Annotated in this window: 11 protein-coding genes; all 11 read left to right on the plus strand. The window is 66.3% G+C overall.

Going from position 1 to position 18,411, the window contains the following annotated elements; genetic code table 11:
- The first annotated feature begins 38 nt into the window (after positions 1 to 38).
- The 11 genes from leuS (at position 39) to ACWYRN_RS10625 (ending at position 18,110) form a co-directional block, all read left to right on the plus strand.
- Positions 39 to 2,684: a leucine--tRNA ligase gene (leuS, locus tag ACWYRN_RS10575; protein WP_488692362.1), complete on the plus strand. Its 2,646-nt coding sequence runs from the start codon at positions 39 to 41 to the stop codon at positions 2,682 to 2,684.
- 3 nt (positions 2,685 to 2,687) lie between these two features.
- Positions 2,688 to 3,200, plus strand: a complete 513-nt coding sequence (locus tag ACWYRN_RS10580; protein WP_488692363.1) for an LPS-assembly lipoprotein LptE — start codon at positions 2,688 to 2,690, stop codon at positions 3,198 to 3,200.
- Between the two features lie 18 nt (positions 3,201 to 3,218).
- Positions 3,219 to 4,232 (plus strand): DNA polymerase III subunit delta, encoded by a 1,014-nt coding sequence (gene holA / locus ACWYRN_RS10585; protein WP_488692365.1) that lies wholly within the window; start codon positions 3,219 to 3,221, stop codon positions 4,230 to 4,232.
- A gap of 221 nt (positions 4,233 to 4,453) precedes the next feature.
- The gene (locus tag ACWYRN_RS10590) at positions 4,454 to 5,719 is read left to right on the plus strand and encodes a glutamate-5-semialdehyde dehydrogenase (RefSeq protein WP_488692367.1); all 1,266 of its coding nucleotides are present in this window, start codon (positions 4,454 to 4,456) and stop codon (positions 5,717 to 5,719) included.
- Positions 5,720 to 5,743: 24 nt separating this feature from the next.
- Positions 5,744 to 6,169 carry a CopD family protein gene (locus ACWYRN_RS10595; protein WP_488692369.1) on the plus strand — a complete coding sequence of 142 codons (426 nt, stop codon included), beginning with the start codon at positions 5,744 to 5,746 and terminating at the stop codon, positions 6,167 to 6,169.
- 261 nt (positions 6,170 to 6,430) lie between these two features.
- Entirely contained in the window at positions 6,431 to 7,615 is a 1,185-nt protein-coding gene (locus ACWYRN_RS10600) for a THUMP domain-containing class I SAM-dependent RNA methyltransferase (protein WP_488692803.1), read from the plus strand.
- Between the two features lie 7 nt (positions 7,616 to 7,622).
- A complete protein-coding gene (locus ACWYRN_RS10605; protein WP_488692370.1) occupies positions 7,623 to 8,909 on the plus strand; it encodes a multidrug effflux MFS transporter in 1,287 nt (428 codons plus the stop codon).
- Positions 8,910 to 9,170: 261 nt separating this feature from the next.
- Complete coding sequence (locus tag ACWYRN_RS10610) at positions 9,171 to 11,324, plus strand: HDOD domain-containing protein (protein ID WP_488692372.1); 2,154 nt, start codon at positions 9,171 to 9,173, stop codon at positions 11,322 to 11,324.
- Between the two features lie 39 nt (positions 11,325 to 11,363).
- Positions 11,364 to 13,604, plus strand: coding sequence for an EAL domain-containing response regulator (locus ACWYRN_RS10615; RefSeq protein ID WP_488692373.1), 2,241 nt, complete (start codon positions 11,364 to 11,366; stop codon positions 13,602 to 13,604).
- 15 nt (positions 13,605 to 13,619) lie between these two features.
- Positions 13,620 to 15,197: a tetratricopeptide repeat protein gene (locus tag ACWYRN_RS10620; RefSeq protein WP_488692374.1), complete on the plus strand. Its 1,578-nt coding sequence runs from the start codon at positions 13,620 to 13,622 to the stop codon at positions 15,195 to 15,197.
- A 129-nt stretch (positions 15,198 to 15,326) separates the two neighbouring features.
- Positions 15,327 to 18,110, plus strand: coding sequence for a M16 family metallopeptidase (locus ACWYRN_RS10625; protein WP_488692376.1), 2,784 nt, complete (start codon positions 15,327 to 15,329; stop codon positions 18,108 to 18,110).
- Positions 18,111 to 18,411: the final 301 nt, after the last annotated feature.

Here is an 18,411-nt window from a genome sequence, read left to right on the forward strand (position 1 = left end):
CCGCTTTCCACCTCCAAAAATTTCTTCCGCAGAACATCATGCAAGATAAATATAGTCCAGCCGAAGTTGAACAGGCCGCCCAGGCGTACTGGAAGTCGATCGACGCCTACAAAGCCGTCGAGAACGACCCGCGTTTCCCGAAGGGTAAATACTACGCCTGCTCGATGCTGCCTTACCCATCCGGCAAGCTGCACATGGGCCATGTGCGCAACTATACGATCAACGACGTGATGTATCGCTACCTGCGGATGAACGGCTACAACGTGCTGATGCCGATGGGCTGGGACGCCTTTGGCATGCCGGCCGAGAACGCGGCGATGGCGAACAACGTGCCGCCGGCCGAGTGGACCTATTCGAACATCGCCCACATGCGCGGGCAGATGGAATCGATGGGCCTGGCCATCGACTGGTCGCGCGAAATGACCGCCTGCAAGCCGGAATACTACAAGTGGAACCAGTGGATGTTCCTGAAGATGCTCGAGAAGGGCATCATCTACCAGAAGACCGGCACCGTGAACTGGGACCCGGTCGACCAGACCGTGCTGGCCAACGAGCAGGTCGTCGACGGCAAGGGCTGGCGTTCGGGCGCGCCAATCGAAAAGCGCGAAATCCCGATGTACTACGTGCGCATCACCGAGTACGCCGACGAGCTGCTGGATTTTGTCGACAACAAGCTGCCGGGCTGGCCGGAGCGCGTGCGCATCATGCAGGCCAACTGGATCGGCAAGTCGACCGGTGTGCGCTTCGCCTTCCCGCACGTGATCATGGACGATGCCGGTGAGCTGATCAACGACGGCAAGCTGTACGTCTTCACCACCCGCGCCGACACCATCATGGGCGTGACCTTCTGCGCCGTGGCGCCGGAACACGCGCTGGCCCAGCACGCTGCGAAAAACAATCCGGAACTGCAGGCCTTCATCGCCGAATGCAAGCTCGGTTCCGTCATCGAAGCCGACATGGCGACGATGGAGAAGAAGGGCATGCCGACCGGCCTGTCCGTCACCCACCCGGTGACCGGCGAGCAGGTGCCGGTCTGGGTCGGCAACTACGTCCTGATCACCTATGGCGACGGCGCCGTGATGGGCGTGCCGGGCCACGACGAGCGCGACTTCGAATTCGCCAAGAAATACGATCTGCCGATCAAGCAGGTCGTGGCCGTCGAAGGCCAGGAATACTCGCTCGACGGCTGGCAGGAGTGGTATGGCGACAAGGAAACCGGCCGTACCATCAACTCCGGCAAGTACGACGGCCTGGACTACACCGCCGCCGTGAACGCGGTCTCGGGCGACCTCGCGGCCCAGGAACTGGGCGACAAGAAGGTCACCTTCCGCCTGCGCGACTGGGGCATCTCGCGCCAGCGCTACTGGGGCACGCCGATTCCGATGATCCACTGCGGCGACTGCGGCGTGGTCCCGGTGCCGGAAAAAGACTTGCCGGTCGTGCTGCCCGAGCACCTGGTCCCGGACGGCACCGGCAACCCGCTGAACAAGGACGAAGCGTTCCTGAAGTGCGATTGCCCGAAGTGCGGCAAGCCCGCGCGCCGCGAGACCGACACGATGGACACGTTCATCGATTCGTCGTGGTACTACATGCGCTATACCTCGCCGGGCTCGAACGACGCCATGGTCGACGCGCGCAACGATTACTGGATGCCGATGGACCAGTACATCGGCGGCATCGAGCACGCCGTCATGCACCTGCTGTACGCGCGCTTCTGGACCAAGGTCATGCGCGACTTCGGCCTGGTGAAGTTCGACGAGCCCTTCGTCAACCTGCTCACGCAAGGCATGGTGCTGAACGAGACCTACTACCGCGAAGACGCGGCCGGCAAGAAGACCTGGTACAACCCGGCCGACGTGGAACTCACGTTCGACGACAAGGGCCGTCCGCAGAGCGCGGTCCTGAAGGCCGACGGCGAGAAGGTCGAGATCGGCGGCACCGAGAAGATGTCGAAGTCGAAGAACAACGGCATCGACCCGCAAGCGCAGATCGAGCAGTACGGCGCCGACACCGCGCGCCTGTTCACGATGTTCGCCTCGCCGCCGGAACAGACCCTGGAGTGGTCGGACAGCGGCGTCGAAGGCGCGAGCCGCTTCCTGCGCCGCGTCTGGGCCTTCGGCTATGCGCAGTCGGGCCGTATCGCCGCCGCGCTGGGTAACACCGATGGCGCCGCGACCCTGGACGAAGCGCACAAGACGCTGCGCCGCGAAGTGCACAAGATCCTGCAGCAGGCCGACTACGACCTGAAGCGCATCCAGTACAACACCGTGGTGTCGGCCTGCATGAAGATGCTCAACACGCTCGAACAAGCCAAGCTGGCCGAAGGCCCGGCCGGCGACAGCGTGATCGCCGAAGGCCTGTCGATCTTCCTGCGCATCCTGAACCCGGTGGCGCCGCACATCACCCACGCGCTGTGGCAGGAACTCGGCTACGCGAAAGCGCACGGCGACATCCTCGACGTGCAGTGGCCGCAGGTCGACCCGGCCGCGCTGGAACAGGCCGAGATCGAGATGATGATCCAGGTGAACGGCAAGCTGCGCGGCTCGGTCAAGGTACCGAAGGAAGCCGACAAGGCGGCCGTCGAGGCGGCGGCGCTGGCCTCGGAAGCGGTACAGAAGTTCGTGGAAGGCACGCCGAAGAAGGTCATCGTCGTGCCCGGCAAACTCGTCAACATCGTGGTGTAACCCATGCGCGCATCCTTTCCTTCCCTGATGCGCGCCGTGTGCGCGCTGCTGCTGGTGTCCAGCCTGGCCGCCTGCGGCTTCCAGTTGCGTGGCTCGAACGGCTCGTACAACATGCCGTTCCAGACCATCCACCTGGGCTTCGGCGATGCTTCGCCGCTCGGCAACGAGTTGAAACGCAACCTGCGCGCGATCGACAACGTCACCATCGTGCCGAAGGCGGAGGGTGCGCAGGCGCGCTTCGAGGTCGTCTCGGAAGCGCGCAACAAGGCGATCCTCTCGCTGAACAACCTGGGCCGGGTGCGCGAGTACCTGCTCAGCTACACCCTGGTGTTCCAGGTGCGCGATACCGCCGGCAACCTGATCCTGGGCCCGACCGAGATCACCCTGCGCCGCAACCTCACGTTCAGCGAGGAAGCCGTGCTGGCCAAGGAAGGCGAGGAAGCGCTGCTCTACCGCGACATGCAGTCCGACCTGGTGCAGCAGATCATCCGCCGCCTGGCGGCGATCAAGACCTGATCAGCGGAGCAGGACCGGATGCAATTGCGGCTTGAGGCGCTCGAAGGCCATCTGTCGAAAGGCCTGGCGCCGCTGTACGTGATCACCAGCGACGAGCACCTGCTCGCGCTGGAGGCCGCCGACAAGATTCGCCGCGCCGCGCGCGCGGCCGGCCACACCGAGCGCGACGTGCTGACGGTGGAGCGCACCTTCAAGTGGGGCGAACTGCTGGCGGCGAACCAGGCCTTGTCGCTGTTCGGCGACAAGAAGCTGATCGAGCTGCGCATCCCGGGCGGCAAGCCGGGCAAGGACGGCAGCGCCGCGCTGCAGGCTTACGCCAAGGACCTGAGTCCCGACAACCTGACCCTGATCACCCTGCCCAAGCTGGACTGGCAGACGGCCAAGGCGTCGTGGGTAGCGACGCTGCAGCAGGCCGCGGTGTACATCGAGATCCCGAACGTGGAAAGGGCGCAGCTGCCGGGCTGGATCGGCATGCGCCTGAGTGCGCAAGGGCAGAGCGCGGACCGCCAGAGCCTGGACTTCATCGCGGACCGCGTCGAGGGCAATTTGCTGGCGGCGCACCAGGAAATCCAGAAGCTGGGGCTGCTGCACGAGCCGGGCAAGCTGACGTTCGAGCAGGTGCACGACGCGGTGCTGAACGTGGCGCGCTACGACGTGTTCAAGCTGTCGGAGGCCATGCTCAGCGGAGACGCGGCGCGGTTGGCGCGCATGCTCGACGGGCTGAAGGGGGAAGGCGAGGCGCTGCCGCTGGTCTTGTGGGCGGTGTCCGAGGAAATCCGCACGCTGCTAAAATTGAAGTCCGGGATGGCGCAGGGGCGGCCGCTCGGGGCGCTTTTGAAGGAATACCGGATCTGGGGGCCGCGCGAGCGGATGATGGAGCCGGCCTTGCGGCGGGTGTCGCTGCCCACGCTGGAAGCGGCGCTGCAGGATGCGGCGCAGGTGGACAAGATGGTCAAGGGATTGCGGGCCAAGGCGTTTGCGGGGGATGCGTGGGATGCGATGCTGCAGTTGGCGTTGAGGGTGGCCAGGTAGATCGTTAATCGTCGGTGGCCTATTTAGGCCGCTGGACCTGCAGGTGCACCTGTATCGGCATGCATGACCCGCGTGGGCACAGAGTGCCCACCCTACGGGAGACGTTCGTAGGGTGGACGGCTTCGCCGTCCACGCGTTCACACTACGCTCGCATTTTCGGCTCCATTTAACGTTACCCAAACGCCGCCAACCCGCCATTCAACGCACACTGGAACCAAACGATGGACATCACCGACTACATGCACACGCTGGGCCGCAATGCCCGGGCCGCGTCGCGGGCGATGGCGCGCGCCGATGGGGCGACGCGCAACCGCGCGCTGCTCCTGATCGCCGAGGCCATCGAACGCGAGGCCGCGGCGCTGTCCGCCGCCAACCGGCTCGACCTCGACGCCGCCCGCGCCAGCGGCCTGGCCCCGGCGCTGCTCGACCGCCTGGCCTTGTCGCCAAGTGCGATCACGACCATGGTCGACGGCCTGCGCCAGATCGCCGCGCTGCCCGACCCGATCGGCGAGATCTCGAACATGAAGTCGCGCCCGAGCGGCATCCAGGTCGGCCAGATGCGCGTGCCGCTGGGCGTGATTGGCATCATCTACGAAGCGCGCCCGAACGTGACGGTGGATGCGGCCGGCCTGTGCATCAAGAGCGGCAACGCGGCGATTTTGCGCGGCGGCTCGGAAGCCATCCACTGCAACCGCGCGCTGGCGAAGCTGGTCACCGAAGGCCTGACGAAAGCCGGCCTGCCGCTGGACGCCGTGCAGGTGGTGGACACCGTCGACCGCGCCGCCGTCGGCACCCTCATCACCATGCCGCAGTACGTGGACGTGATCGTGCCGCGCGGCGGCAAGGGCCTGATCGCGCGCCTGATCGAGGAAGCCACGGTCCCGATGATCAAGCACCTGGACGGCATCTGCCACGTCTACATCGACGACAAGGCCGACCTGGCGAAAGCGCTGCCGATCGCCTTTAACGCCAAGTGCCACCGCTACGGCACCTGCAACACCATGGAAACCCTGCTGGTGGCGCGCTCGATCGCCCCGGCGGTGCTGCCGCAACTGGCCGAACTGTACAAGACGAAGGAAGTCGAGCTGCGCGCCGACGACGAAGCACGCGCGATCCTGGCCGGCTACCCGCACCTGGCCGCGGCGCTTGAGGAAGACTGGAGCACGGAATACCTGGCGCCGATCCTGGCGGTGAAGGTGGTGGCCGGCATCGAGGAAGCGATGGACCACATCGACCGCTATTCGTCGAAGCACACCGAGGCCATCGTTACCGAGGACTACAGCGCCGCGCTGCGCTTCCTGCGCGAAGTGGACTCGGCCTCGGTGATGGTGAACGCCTCGACCCGCTTTGCCGACGGCTTCGAGTACGGCCTGGGCGCCGAGATCGGCATCTCGAACGACAAGCTGCACGCGCGCGGCCCGGTCGGACTCGAGGGATTGACCTCGCTGAAATACGTCGTGTTCGGCCACGGCGAAGTACGCAGCTGAACGATTGATAAATAAAGGACCCGCATGTACCTCTGGATCAAAGCCTTCCACATCGTCTTCATCGCCTCCTGGTTCGCCGGCCTGTTCTACCTGCCGCGCATCTTCGTGAACCTGGCCCAGGAAACCAACAACGTCGCCACCGCGCGCCTGCTGCTGATGGCGCGCCGCCTGTACCGCTTCACCACCATGCTGGCCGTGCCGGCGCTGCTGCTGGGCCTGTGGATGCTGTGGCTGTGGATGGAGGCCGGCATCAAGGGCGGCGGCTGGCTGCACGCCAAACTGGCGCTGGTGGTCCTGGCGATCGGCTACCATCATGCCTGTGGTTCGATCCTGAAGAAGTTCGAGGCCGGCGTGAACAAGCGCAGCCACACCTGGTTCCGCTGGTTCAACGAGGTGCCGGTGATCCTGCTGCTGCTGATCGTGATCCTGGTGGTCGTGAAGCCGTTTTAATTTTTGCGGCGTGGTCATCCGCGCGGCATGTTCGTGCGTTGATGGGCGTTCGCGGCTGTGCTGGCTGTGCAATGGTGGGTACAAGTACCCACCCTACGTAGGGTGGTTCTCGAACCCACCGCTCCACCGCCCGACGATAACAATTAACTGAATCACCAACGTGGCTGCAAGCGACCGGCGCTTCCAGCCACATTATTTTTTTAACACCAACGGACAAAGGGTACCCCCATGACCTCATATTTTTGCCCATGCCCGCGCGGCATGGAAGCGGCGCTGGCCGAAGAACTCACTGAAATCGCCCAGCAACACAGCACCACGCTGAAGGTGCACAACCAGGTTCCTGGCGGCGTGCACTGCTCCGGCACCCTGGTCGATGCCTACCGCGTCAACCTGCACTCGCGCATCGCCTCGCGTGTGCTGATGCGCATGGGCCAGCGCAGCTACAACAACGAAAACGACATCTACGACCTGGTGCTCGAGCAGCCCTGGGAAGACTGGTTCGGCTATCACCACACGATCCGCGTCGACGTCACCGCTGTGAAGTCGCCATTGAAAAGCCTGGAATTCACGACTCTGAAGATCAAGGATGCGATCTGCGACCGCTTCCGCGACCAGTTCAACAAGCGTCCGTCGGTGGACACGCGCGAGCCCGACATGCGCATCGTCGGCTTCCTGGATGCGCGCAACTTCATCATCTACCTCGACACCTCGGGCGAAGCGCTGTTCAAGCGCGGCTGGCGCGAAGAGACGGGCGACGCGCCGCTGCGCGAAAACCTGGCCGCCGGCATGCTGCGCGTGTCGGGCTGGAAGCCGGGCACGCCGCTGTTCGACCCGATGTGCGGCTCGGGCACCATCCTGGTCGAAGCCGCGCAGATGGTGCAGGGCATCCCACCGGGCGCGCGCCGCCGCTTCGCCTTTGAAAAATTCGCCGGCTTCGACAGCAAGGCCTGGCAGGAAATGAAGGCCGCGATCAAGGCCAACCCGCTGCCGAGCGAGCCGACCATCTTCGGCTCCGACATCTCGGGCGACATGGTTGCCATGACCCGCCATAACCTGAAGATCGCCGGCATCCTGTTCGACGTGCCGCTCAAGCAGATCGAAGCCCAGCACGTGTCGCCCCCGGTCGACGGCCCGGGCATCCTGCTGACCAACCCGCCGTACGGCGAGCGCATCGGCGTGCGCGGCGATTCGACGGTGCCGCAGGACGAAATGGCGGTGTCGTTCTATTCCGCGCTCGGCACCACGCTGAAGCAGCGCTTCGCCGGCTGGACCGTGTTCCTGTTCACGGCCGACCTGTCGCTGCCCAAGCTGCTGCGCCTGAAGGAAGCGCGCAAGACCCCGTTCTTCAACGGCGCCCTCGAATGCCGCCTGTTCCGCTTCGATATGGTGGCGGGTTACAACCGCCGCGAGGAAGCAAAGCCCAAGCAGGAACCGACCGCAAACTAAGTAGACCATGCTGCCACCCACCGAACCCGACGAACTGCCCAAGGACCCGGTGATCCCGGTTCCGCTGCCCGAACCGCACAAGATCGCGCTGCTCTCGGCCGGCGGCCTGGCCACCTTGCTGGCCGGGCTGTCGATGCTGGGGCCGTTCTCGATCGACGCCTATTTGCCGGCCTTTCCGCAGATCCAGGCCAACCTGCACGCCTCCGCGCTCGAGGTGCAGCAGACCCTGACCGCCTACATGCTGGCCTTTGCCGGCATGGTGCTGTGGCATGGCGCGCTGTCGGACGCCTTCGGGCGGCGCAATGTGATCCTGGTGTCGCTGGTGGTGTTCGCCATCGGCACCTTTGGCTGCGCGGCGGCGTCTTCGGTGCATTACCTGTGGGTGTTCCGCATCATGCAGGGGGTGTCGGCCGGGGCCGGGGTGGTGGTGGGGCGCGCCATCATCCGCGATCTGTATTCGGATACGGCGGCGGCGCGCCTGCTGTCGATGGTGACGATGATCTTCTCGATCGCGCCGGCCATCGCGCCGGTGCTGGGCGGCTGGATCGTGATCCTGTCGGGCTGGCGCACGATCTTCCTGGCGCTGTGCGTGTTCACGGTTTTCCTGGGCTGGATGTGCTGGAAGCACCTGCCCGAAACCGTGCCCAGGGAAAAGCGCCAACCCTTCAACCCGCGCTTCCTGGCGGGCAGCTACAGCGCCATCTTCGGCTCCTTCCTGTTCCACATGAAGGCCGGGATCACGGCCCTGAACTTCGCCGGCCTGTTCCTGTATATCACGGCCTCGCCGGTGATGCTGCCGCAGCAGCTGCACCTGGGGCCGTCGGGCTTTGCCTGGCTGTTCGTGCCGACCGTGAGCGGCATCTTCCTCGGGTCGATGGCGGCCAACCGCATGGCCGGCAAGAAGAGCTTTTCGTACCAGATCTGGGCCGGCTTCGCCTTCATGCTGGGGGCGGTGGCGTTCAACGTGGGCTACCACCTGTTACTGCCGCCGGCGCTGCCCTGGACCGTTCTGCCGATGTTCTTCTTTACTTTTGGTAGCTCGATCATCGCGCCTGGCGCCACGCTGCTGGCGCTGGACCTGTTCCCGCACATCCGCGGCACCGTGGCGTCCTGCCAGTCCTTCGTGTCGACCCTGCTGGGCGCCATCGTCGCCGGGCTGATCGCGCCGGCGCTGTCGCATTCGGTGCTGGCGCTGGCGCTGGGGCAGGCCGGCTTTGCCCTGGCGGCGCTGGCGTGCTGGATGATCTCGCGCCAGTACCGGCGCATCAAGGCGCGCAATGGCAAGCAGGTGTAGCGGCGTTCGCCAGGGCCACTATCTTGATGTTTCCATATAGATAATGAAATTGTCTTGAACATACAAATCCGCATGGAAAAGCTCACACTTTTGACAGAAAGTATTGTTCCTGATCAGAAATGTATATATGCTAAGACGCTTATTTCGTGCGAAATGGCAATAAAAATAACATCCGGTTTCATCAATACCTAAATGTCATGTCGTGGTAGCTCAGGGATGGAGCGCCACCTTCAAACCTTAGTGGCGTCCTCGAGCGAGACCATGCACCAACCAGACCAGGATATTCGCAATCGCCTGCTTGTTGCCAGGCTGCCGGCGATGCCGCAAATTCTCGTGAAGCTGCTCGGGCACCTGCAGGCCGACGACCTCGGCATGCAGGAACTGGCGGCCCTGATCGCCAAGGACGCCGGCATCACCGGCAAGCTGCTCACGGTGGCCAACAGCTCGGCCTACCACCGCGGCAACCGCGCGGCCAACCTGGAACAGGCGCTGGTGTCGCTCGGCACCGACATGATCAAGACCCTGGTCATCAGCGATTCCGTCTTCCAGACTTTCAACAACTTCCCGCATTCCGGCAGCACCGACCTGCGTGCCTTCTGGAAGAATTCGCTGGCCGCGGCCGTGATCGCGCGCGACGTGGCGCGCCGCATGGACTATCCGCACCTGGAAGAAGCCTATCTTGCCGGGCTGCTGCACAACGTCGGCCGCCTGGCCCTGCTCGCCACCGCGCCCAAGGAATACGCCTTCAACTTCACCGCGCTCGACGACGAGGACCTGTGCGCGGTCGAGCAGCGCACCCTGCAGATCACCCACGCCGAGGCCGGCGCCTGGCTGATCGAGCGCTGGGAGCTCGATTCCTTCCTGGCCGACGCCGTGCTGTACCACCACGAGTCGAGCGAACGGCTGGAATCGGCGCACCCGCTGATCCGCATCGTGCGCCTGGCGCACCTGATGGCCGGCCACCCCGACGACGACGCGGCCCTGGCCGAAGGCGCGCTGCTGTGCGGGCTGGAGCAGGACGAGGTCGGCGAGATGCTGGCCGCCAGCGCGCGCCAGGTCGACAAGGCCGCCCTCCATCTCGGCATTGACCTGGCCGGCGCCGACGACATTCCCGCGCCGCCGGCCTATGCCCCGCCCGTGGTCGATCCGGTCCAGCAGCGCCTGTCGGAAGAAGTGCGCAACCTGGTGCTGGTGTCCGAGGTCGGCCAGGTCTTCGCGCGCCAGGAAGGCGAGAGCGCGCTGCTCGAGTCGATGACGCGCACCGCGCGCATCCTGTTCGACTTCGACAACACCGTGATCCTGCTGGAGAACCCGACCGGCCAGCTGCTGGTCGGCGCGCCGGGCGTCGCCACCGCGCGCATCGCCGAATTCGCGATCCCGCTGGCCAAGGGCGGCCCGATCGCCGCGGCCACGCTGGCGCGCCGCCCGGCCTACCTGCAGCGCGGCGGCGACGCCCTCGGCCTGCCCGAGGAGCAGCTGCTGCGCATGCTCGGCACCGAGGGCCTGGTCTGCCTGCCGCTGGTGTCGGGCGCGCGCTGCCTGGGCGTGCTGGTGGGCGGCGTGGGGGCGTGGCAGCTGGCGGCCAGCCAGAAGCGCGAGCGCTTCCTGCAATCGTTCGGCACGCAAGCCGCCACCGCACTGGAAAGCGCGCTGCAGGAACGCGCCAACGCGCGCCGCCAGGTGGCCAGCGTGGCCGAGGAATACCGCGAAGCCTCGCGCCGCGTGCTGCACGAAGTGAACAACCCGCTGTCCATCATCAAGAACTACCTGAGTGTCCTCGACAGCAAGCTCGAACGCCAGGAACCGGTGACGGGCGAGATGTCGGTGCTGAACGAGGAGATCGACCGCGTCGGCCAACTGATCGGCACCCTCGCCGACATCAAGCCGGTGGAGACCGGCCCGCGCGCGCTCGATGCCGTGAAAGTGGCGGAAGACGTGGTGCGCCTGTTCCGCGCCGGGCAGTTCGTGCCGGGCAGCGTGCAGATCACCACCGCGTTGCACGACGATGCGCGCCTGGTCGAGGGCGACGCCGATACGCTCAAGCAGATCCTGGTCAATCTGGTCAAGAATGCGGTCGAGGCCCTGGCCGGCAGCGGCGGCGGGCGCATCGAGATCGCGAACCGCGGCCACGTGCACCGCGAGCGCCGCCTGTTCCTGGAGCTGAGCGTGTCCGACACCGGCCCTGGCCTGGCGCCCGAGGTGATGGCGAACCTGTTCGTGCCCGTGAAGAGCACGAAGGACGGCGCCCACCGCGGCATCGGCCTGTCGATCGTGCATGGCCTGGTGAAGAAGCTGAACGGCCACATCGCCTGCCGCAGCGGCCGCACCGGCACCGTATTCGAAATTCTGCTGCCGGCGTGGTCCGGCGCCAGCGCCGCGCCGGCCTTGCCCGCGCGCGCCCTGGGTTCTGTATAAGGTAAGACCAACGTGTACTCAGCCAGCGCAAGTTCAGCCATGTTCGGAGATGCAGAGGGCCAGGGCGGCCCCGTGGCCGGCTCAGTTGCCAACCCGGTTGCCAACGGCGAGATCCAGCTTGAGCCGCGCCTGCTGCTGGTGGACGACGAGCCGCGCCTGCTGGCCTCGCTCCATGAACTGCTGCGCGGCCGCGGCTACCACCTCACCACCGCCAGCTCGGGCGGCGAGGCCATCGCCCAGCTGTCCTCGCAGCGCTTCGACCTGGTGCTGCTCGATTTGCGCCTGCCCGACATTGGCGGCCACGAGATCATGGACTTCATCAACGCGCGCGGCATCGATGCCGACGTGATCGTGATGAGCGGCGAAGTCGGCATCGACGCGGCCATCGGCGCCCTGAAACGCGGTGCCTATGACTACCTGCGCAAGCCCTACGCCCGCGAAGAACTGCTGAAGACGGTCGGCAACGCATTGGAACAGCGCCGCCTGGCGACCATGAATGCGCACATCGCCAACCAGCTGGAAAACTCGGAAAAGATGTACCGCTACCTGGTCGACAGCTCGCCGGACATCATCTACACGCTGAACCACGAAGGCCGCTTCACGTTTGTGAACGACCGCGCGTACCAGCTGCTCGGCTTTTCGCGCGATGAACTGATCGGCAAGCACTACTCGATCCTGGTGCACGACGAAGACCTGGAACGCGCGCGCTACGTGTTCAACGAACGCCGCGTCGACGAACGCGTCTCGCGCAACGTCGAGCTGCGTTTGAAGTGCCGGGGCGCGCGGAGCAACGCCGGCGACCGCACCTTCAACAACACCCTGATGACGATCTCGCTGAACTCGATCGGCATGCACGTGCCCGACCAGGACGTCAAGAGGCTCGAGTTCTTTGGCACCTATGGCGTGGCGCGCGACATCACCGACCGCAAGCGCGCCGAAGAGGTGATCTCCTACCAGGCCTACCACGACATCCTGACCGACCTGCCGAACCGCATCCTGTTCAAGGACCGCCTGGGCCTGGCCGTGATCCAGGCCAAGCGCAAGCAGACCGAGCTCGCCGTGATGTTCATCGACCTCGACCGCTTCAAGCTGGTGAACGACACGCTCGGCCACGTGAAGGGCGACGAACTGCTGCAGCAGGCCGCCGTGCGCCTGAAGGAGTGCCTGCGCAAGGGCGATACCCTGGCGCGCCAGGGCGGCGACGAGTTCACCATCGTGCTGCCGGAGCTGCGCGACCGTGACGACGCGCGCATGGTGGCCGACAAGTTCCTGGAAAGCCTGCACCGCCCCTTCGACCTCGATGGCCACGAAGTGCATATCTCGGCCTCGATCGGCATCGCCATCTACCCGGGCGACGGCGAATCGATCGACGAGCTGCTGCGCCATGCCGACATCGCCATGTACCAGGTAAAAGCGCTGGGCAAGAACGGCCACAGCTTCTATCACGACTCGATGCTGGACGTGTCGCACCAGAAGATCGCGCTCGAACACGCGCTGCGCCGCGCGCTCGAGCACAACGAACTCGAGATGTATTACCAGCCCCAGCTCGACGCGACCACGGGCCGCATCGTTGGCGCCGAGGCGCTGATGCGCTGGAACCACCCGACCCGCGGTCTGCTGTCGGCCGGCGAGTTCCTGCCTTTCGCCGAGGACAACGGCCTGATGCTGCCGATCTCGGACTGGATGATCGGCGCCCTGTGCCGCGACATGCTGCAATGGAACCTGGCGAGCGGCCAGGCGGTGCGGCTCTCACTGAACCTGTCGCCGCAATACCTGGACCGCGGCGACTTCTTCGAGAAGATGCGCGGGGCCCTGGTGCGCTACGGGATTTCGCCGAGCCAGATCGAGGTCGAGATCACCGAGAACATCTGCATCCGCAACCCGCAGTACGCGATCGAGCAGCTGAACAAGCTGTGCCAGCTGGGCGTGTCGGTGGCGATCGACGATTTCGGCACCGGCTACTCCTCGCTGTCCTACCTGCACCGCTTCCCGATCCACACGATGAAGATCGACCAGTCCTTCGTGAAAGAGATCCACGACGAGAACGGGCACTACCCGGTGATCCTGGCGATCATCTCGATCGCGCGCGGGCTCGGGCTGCACCTGATCGCCGAAGGCGTCGAGACCGAGGTGCAGGCCAACTACCTGAAGGCCAACGGCTGCGAGACCATGCAGGGCTATCTGTTCTACCGCCCGATCTCGCTCTCGAACTTCATCGGCGTGCTGCGCGCGCAGGGCGCCCCGGCAGGGCCGATTGCCGCGCGCGCCGGCCTGGCCTGACCCCCGACTCCACCGATGGATTCCGCCACCGCCCCCGCCCAGGAACGCCACACGGCCGAATTCCTGCGCGTGAAGGGGCTGGCCGAGCGCGGCGTCGCCAGTGCCCAGCACAGCCTGGGCTTCATGTACGTGAACGGCCAGGGCGTGCCCCAGGACTACGAACTGGCCGTCTCCTGGTACCGCATGGCCGCCGCCGCCGGGCTGGAACAGGCCCAGTACAACCTCGGCGTGATGTACCAGAAAGGCCAGGGCGTGGCCCAGGACCACGCGCAGGCGCTGTACTGGTATGGCTGCGCGGCCGAGCAGGGTTATGCGCCGGCCCAGTACAACCTGGGCTGGCTGTACGCCAAGGGACAGGGCACGCCCGCCGACGTGCACAAGGCGCTGCACTGGTTCCGCCAGGCCGCCGAGCAGGGCGACGCCGGGGCCCAGCACAACCTCGGCCTGATGTACGAGGGCGGCAAGGGCATCGCCCAGGACCAGGAGGCGGCCTCGAACTGGTACCGGCGCGCGGCCGAAGGCGGCTATGCGCGCGCCCAGTTCGCGCTGGCGCTGCGTTACGACAGCGGGCAGGCGGGCCTGGGAACGGCGCGCGACCCGGCCCAGGCCCTGGCCTGGATGCGCCGCGCGGCGGACCAGGGCCATGCGCCGGCCCAGTTCAACCTCGGCCTGCGCTACGACAAGGGCCAGGACGTGGCGCAGGACAGCGCCCAGGCGCTGCACTGGTACACGCGCGCGGCCGAGCAGGATCACCTGAGTTCCCAGTTCAACCTGGCCCTGGTCCACGACAGCGGCCACGGCGTGCCGCGCAACGAAGAGGCGGCGCTGAAGTGGTACCGGCGCGCGGCCGAGGGCGGCCATGCCGGCGCCCAGGACAACCTCGGCCTGCGCTACGAACACGGCCAGGGCGTGGCGCGCGACGCCGGCCTGGCCGCGCACTGGTACCGCAAGGCGGCCGAACAGGGCCTGCCGGCGGCGCAATACCACCTCGGCCAGCTGTTCGATGCGGGCCAGGGCGTGGAACGCGACGCCGAGCAGGCCGCCGCCTGGTTCGCGAAAGCCGCCGAGCAGGGCCACCTGCGCGCCCAGTTCGACCTCGGCCTGCGCTGCGAAGCCGGCAACGGCGTGCCGCGGGATACGGCGCGCGCCCTCGACTGGTACCGGCGCGCCGCCGCGCAAGGCTATGCGCCGGCCCAGCACATGGTCGGCGCCCTGCTCGAACGCGAAGACCAGGGCGACCCGCGCGAGGCGGCCGAGTGGTACCGCAAGGCCGCCGAGGGTGGCCATGCGCTGGCCCAGTTTGCGCTGGCGCTGCGCTATGACAGCGCCCACGGCGTCGAACGCGACTACGAAGCCGCCCACTTCTGGTACCTGTGCGCCGCGCGCCAGGGCCATGCGCGCGCCCAGTTCAACCTCGGCGTGATGGCGGCGGCGGGGCAGGGCACGCAGCGCGACCCGGTCGAGGCCTATGGCTGGCTGCATCGCGCGGCGCGCGGCGGCATCCCGGCCGCCACGCCCTACCTGAAACGCCTCGCGGCGCGCATGGCGCCGGTGCAGCTGGCCCAGGCCCAGGTGCATACCGAAGGTGCGTAGGGTGGACGGGTATTTCCGTCCACGCGTCCAGGCACCATCCGCATACCGATATCGCTTCGCAAAAGTCCGCATACGCGAGGCACTCCATATAGAATACCGCCCACAACAAACCCCCGCTTTCGGAGACACATGAACAAGAAGCTTCTCGCCGCGCTGGCGCTCGCCTTTGCCGGCAGCGCGCTGCACGCACCTGCATTCGCCGCACCTTCTGCCGCATCGTCCGCAGCTGCCGCCAAGGCCGCCCCCTTCGACCGCGCCGCCTACAACATCAACTACAAAAAGTTCGTGCTGCAGAACGGCCTGACCCTGATCGTGCATGAAGACCACAGCGTGCCCGTGGTCGGCGTGAACATGTGGTACCACGTCGGTTCGCGCAACGAAAAGCGCGGCAAGACCGGCTTCGCCCACCTGTTCGAGCACTTCTTCTTCAACGGCTCCGAGAACTACCCGCACGGCTTCCGCGAGGCGATGGACGACCTCGGCGCGAACAACCGCAACGGCACCACGAATACCGACCGCACCAACTTCTTCGAAGACGTGCCGGTGTCGGCGCTGGAGCGTACCCTGTTCCTGGAATCGGACCGCATGGGCTTCCTCGGCAACTACATCTCGAAAGAGATGCTCGAGCGCGAGCGCGGCGTGGTGCAGAACGAGAAGCGCCAGGGCGAGAACCAGCCGTATGGCCGCGTGCGCATGGAAGTGAGCGCCAAGATGTACCCGTACTCGCACCCATACTCGTGGTCGACCATCGGCTACATGGAAGACCTGCAGGCCGCTTCGCTGGACGACATCAAGGAGTGGTACCGCACCTATTACGGACCGAACAACGCGGTGATCGCGCTGGCCGGCGACATCACGCCGGAACGCGCGCTGGAACTGGTCAACAAGTACTTCGGCGCGATCCCGCCGGGCCCGCCGCTGCCGCGTACCGAGGCCTGGATCCCTACGCTCGACCGCAACATCCGCGACGAGATGGAAGACCACGTGCCGCAGGTACGCATCTACCGCAACTGGCATGCCGCCGCGTGGAAGGACGCCGACGCCGCGCGCCTGTCGCTGCTGGGCGCCGTGCTGGCCGGCTCGAAGAGCGCGCGCCTGGACAAGCGCCTGGTCTACGACAAGGGCCTGGCCACCAGCGTCAACGCCTACCTGAACGACGCCGAACTGGCCGGCACCTTCAACCTGGTCGTCACCGTCAAGCCGGGCGTCGATCCGCTGCTGGTGGAACGCGAAGTCGACGCCATCGTCGCCGAGCTGCTGGAGAAGGGCCCGAGCGCCGCCGAACTGGCGCGCGTGAAGACCAGCATCCTGGCCGACTTCTCGCGCAGCGTCGAACGCCTGGGCGGCATGGGCGGCCGCTCCGACGTGCTGGCCGAAAGCATGACCTACGGCGGCCGCCCGGACGCCTACCTCGACCGCCTGGAACAGATGGCGAACACCACCCCGGCCGAAGTGAAAGCCGCCGGCGGGCGCTGGCTGCGCGCGAACCACTACACGATGACGGTGCGTCCGTTCGCCAAGCTGGCGGCGGCCAAATCGACCATCGACCGCAAGCAGCTGCCTGCCTTGGGTGAGGCGCCGGACGTGAAGTTCCCGGCCCTGCAGCGCGCCCAGCTGAAGAACGGCCTGAAGGTGATCCTGGTCGAGCGCCACAGCGCGCCGATCGTGAACGCGACCCTGGCGATCGACGCCGGCGCCGCCTCGGACAGTACGGCCAAAGCCGGCGCCGCCGCGCTGACGCTGGACCTGCTCGACAAGGGCACGAAGACGCGCGACGCCTTTGCGCTGTCGGACGCGCTGGAAAGCCTGGGCGCCAACCTGTCCACCGGCACCGGTCTCGACCAGTCGCTGGTGCGCCTGCAGGCGACGTCCGCCAATCTGGCGCCGTCGCTGGCGATCATGGCCGACGCCGCCTTGAATCCGAGCTTCCCGCAAGACCAGTTCGCCCTGCAAAAGGGACGCCGCCTGGCCGGCATCGGCCAGGAAAAGGCCCAGCCGACCAGCCTGGCAACGCGCATCCTGCCTGGCCTGCTGTACGGCCAGGAGCACATGTACGGCAAGCCGGCCAGCGGCTATGAAGCCAGCGTTGCCGGCATCACGCGCGACGACCTGGCACAGTGGCACGCGATCTGGTTCAAGCCGGGCAGCGCGACCCTGGTCGTGGCCGGGGATGTGACCATGGACAAGCTGCTGCCGGCGCTGGAAGCCTCGTTCGGCAAGTGGGCGGCCGGTTCGGCGCCGGCCAAGCAGGTGAATGGCGCTGCAGCTGGCGCGCCACGCAAGATCTACCTGATCGACAAGCCGGACGCGCCGCAGTCGACCATCGTCGCGGCCCAGCTGTCGCTGCCGTACGGCCAGCCGGAAGACCTGGCGATCGAGCCGGTGATGACCAACTTCGGCGGCATCGCCACCTCGCGCCTGAACCGCAACCTGCGCCTGGACAAGCACTGGAGCTACGGCACCAGCGCGCGCCTGTCGGAAGTGCGCGGCCAGCGCAGCTTCGTGACCATCGCGCCGGTGCAGACCGACAAGACGATCGAGGCAATGCGTGAAGTGCGCAAGGAAGTGCAGGGCGTGGCGGGCGAGCGTCCGCTGGTCGGCGCCGAGTACGAGAGCATCATGCGCAACATGACCTCGCGCCTGGCCGGCCGCTTCGGCACCCTGAACGCGCTCGAAGGCGCGGCGCTGGCGACCGTCAACCTGGGCCTGCCGGAAGACTACTGGGCCAACTACGCGCGCAACGTCAAGGCGCTGACGCCGGCGCAGCTGGGCCAGGCGGCCGGCAAGTTCGTCAAGCCGGAAGAGGTGACCTGGCTGGTGATCGGCGACTTGCGCAAGGTCGAGGCGGGGATTCGTTCGCTGGGCTGGGGCGAGGTGGTCGTGCTGGACCAGGACGGTAAGCCAATCCGGTGATTGCGTGATGGACTCGCGGCAACGGTAGCGGGCGATACGCCGCTGCCGCGGGTTCAAGGATGAGCACGTAACCGCGTGGGCACGGAGTGCCCACCGTACGGTTGCCAGCCCGGCCATAAGGCCGTTAGCACTGCATTGCTGACCGTACGGTGGGGTCATTGATGCCGGGGGCATCAATGACGTGCCCACGCGTAACGATGCATGGTGATAGCGCCATTCCGATCGAAACCTTGGCACCCCGCCAACGCCTCCAAACGCACACCCGCAGCTTTTCCACCCACCCTGTTGTACCCCAACCTCA

Source organism: Massilia sp. BAP21 (genome assembly GCF_057801335.1).

Bases quoted from the DNA above. Each gene is read 5' to 3' on its own strand.
- leuS (WP_488692362.1), top strand. From the start codon at position 39: ATGCAAGATAAATATAGTCCAGCCGAAGTTGAACAGGCCGCCCAGGCG.
- ACWYRN_RS10580 (WP_488692363.1), top strand. From the start codon at position 2,688: ATGCGCGCATCCTTTCCTTCCCTGATGCGCGCCGTGTGCGCGCTGCTG.
- holA (WP_488692365.1), top strand. From the start codon at position 3,219: ATGCAATTGCGGCTTGAGGCGCTCGAAGGCCATCTGTCGAAAGGCCTG.
- ACWYRN_RS10590 (WP_488692367.1), top strand. From the start codon at position 4,454: ATGGACATCACCGACTACATGCACACGCTGGGCCGCAATGCCCGGGCC.
- ACWYRN_RS10595 (WP_488692369.1), top strand. From the start codon at position 5,744: ATGTACCTCTGGATCAAAGCCTTCCACATCGTCTTCATCGCCTCCTGG.
- ACWYRN_RS10600 (WP_488692803.1), top strand. From the start codon at position 6,431: ATGGAAGCGGCGCTGGCCGAAGAACTCACTGAAATCGCCCAGCAACAC.
- ACWYRN_RS10605 (WP_488692370.1), top strand. From the start codon at position 7,623: ATGCTGCCACCCACCGAACCCGACGAACTGCCCAAGGACCCGGTGATC.
- ACWYRN_RS10610 (WP_488692372.1), top strand. From the start codon at position 9,171: ATGCACCAACCAGACCAGGATATTCGCAATCGCCTGCTTGTTGCCAGG.
- ACWYRN_RS10615 (WP_488692373.1), top strand. From the start codon at position 11,364: ATGTTCGGAGATGCAGAGGGCCAGGGCGGCCCCGTGGCCGGCTCAGTT.
- ACWYRN_RS10620 (WP_488692374.1), top strand. From the start codon at position 13,620: ATGGATTCCGCCACCGCCCCCGCCCAGGAACGCCACACGGCCGAATTC.
- ACWYRN_RS10625 (WP_488692376.1), top strand. From the start codon at position 15,327: ATGAACAAGAAGCTTCTCGCCGCGCTGGCGCTCGCCTTTGCCGGCAGC.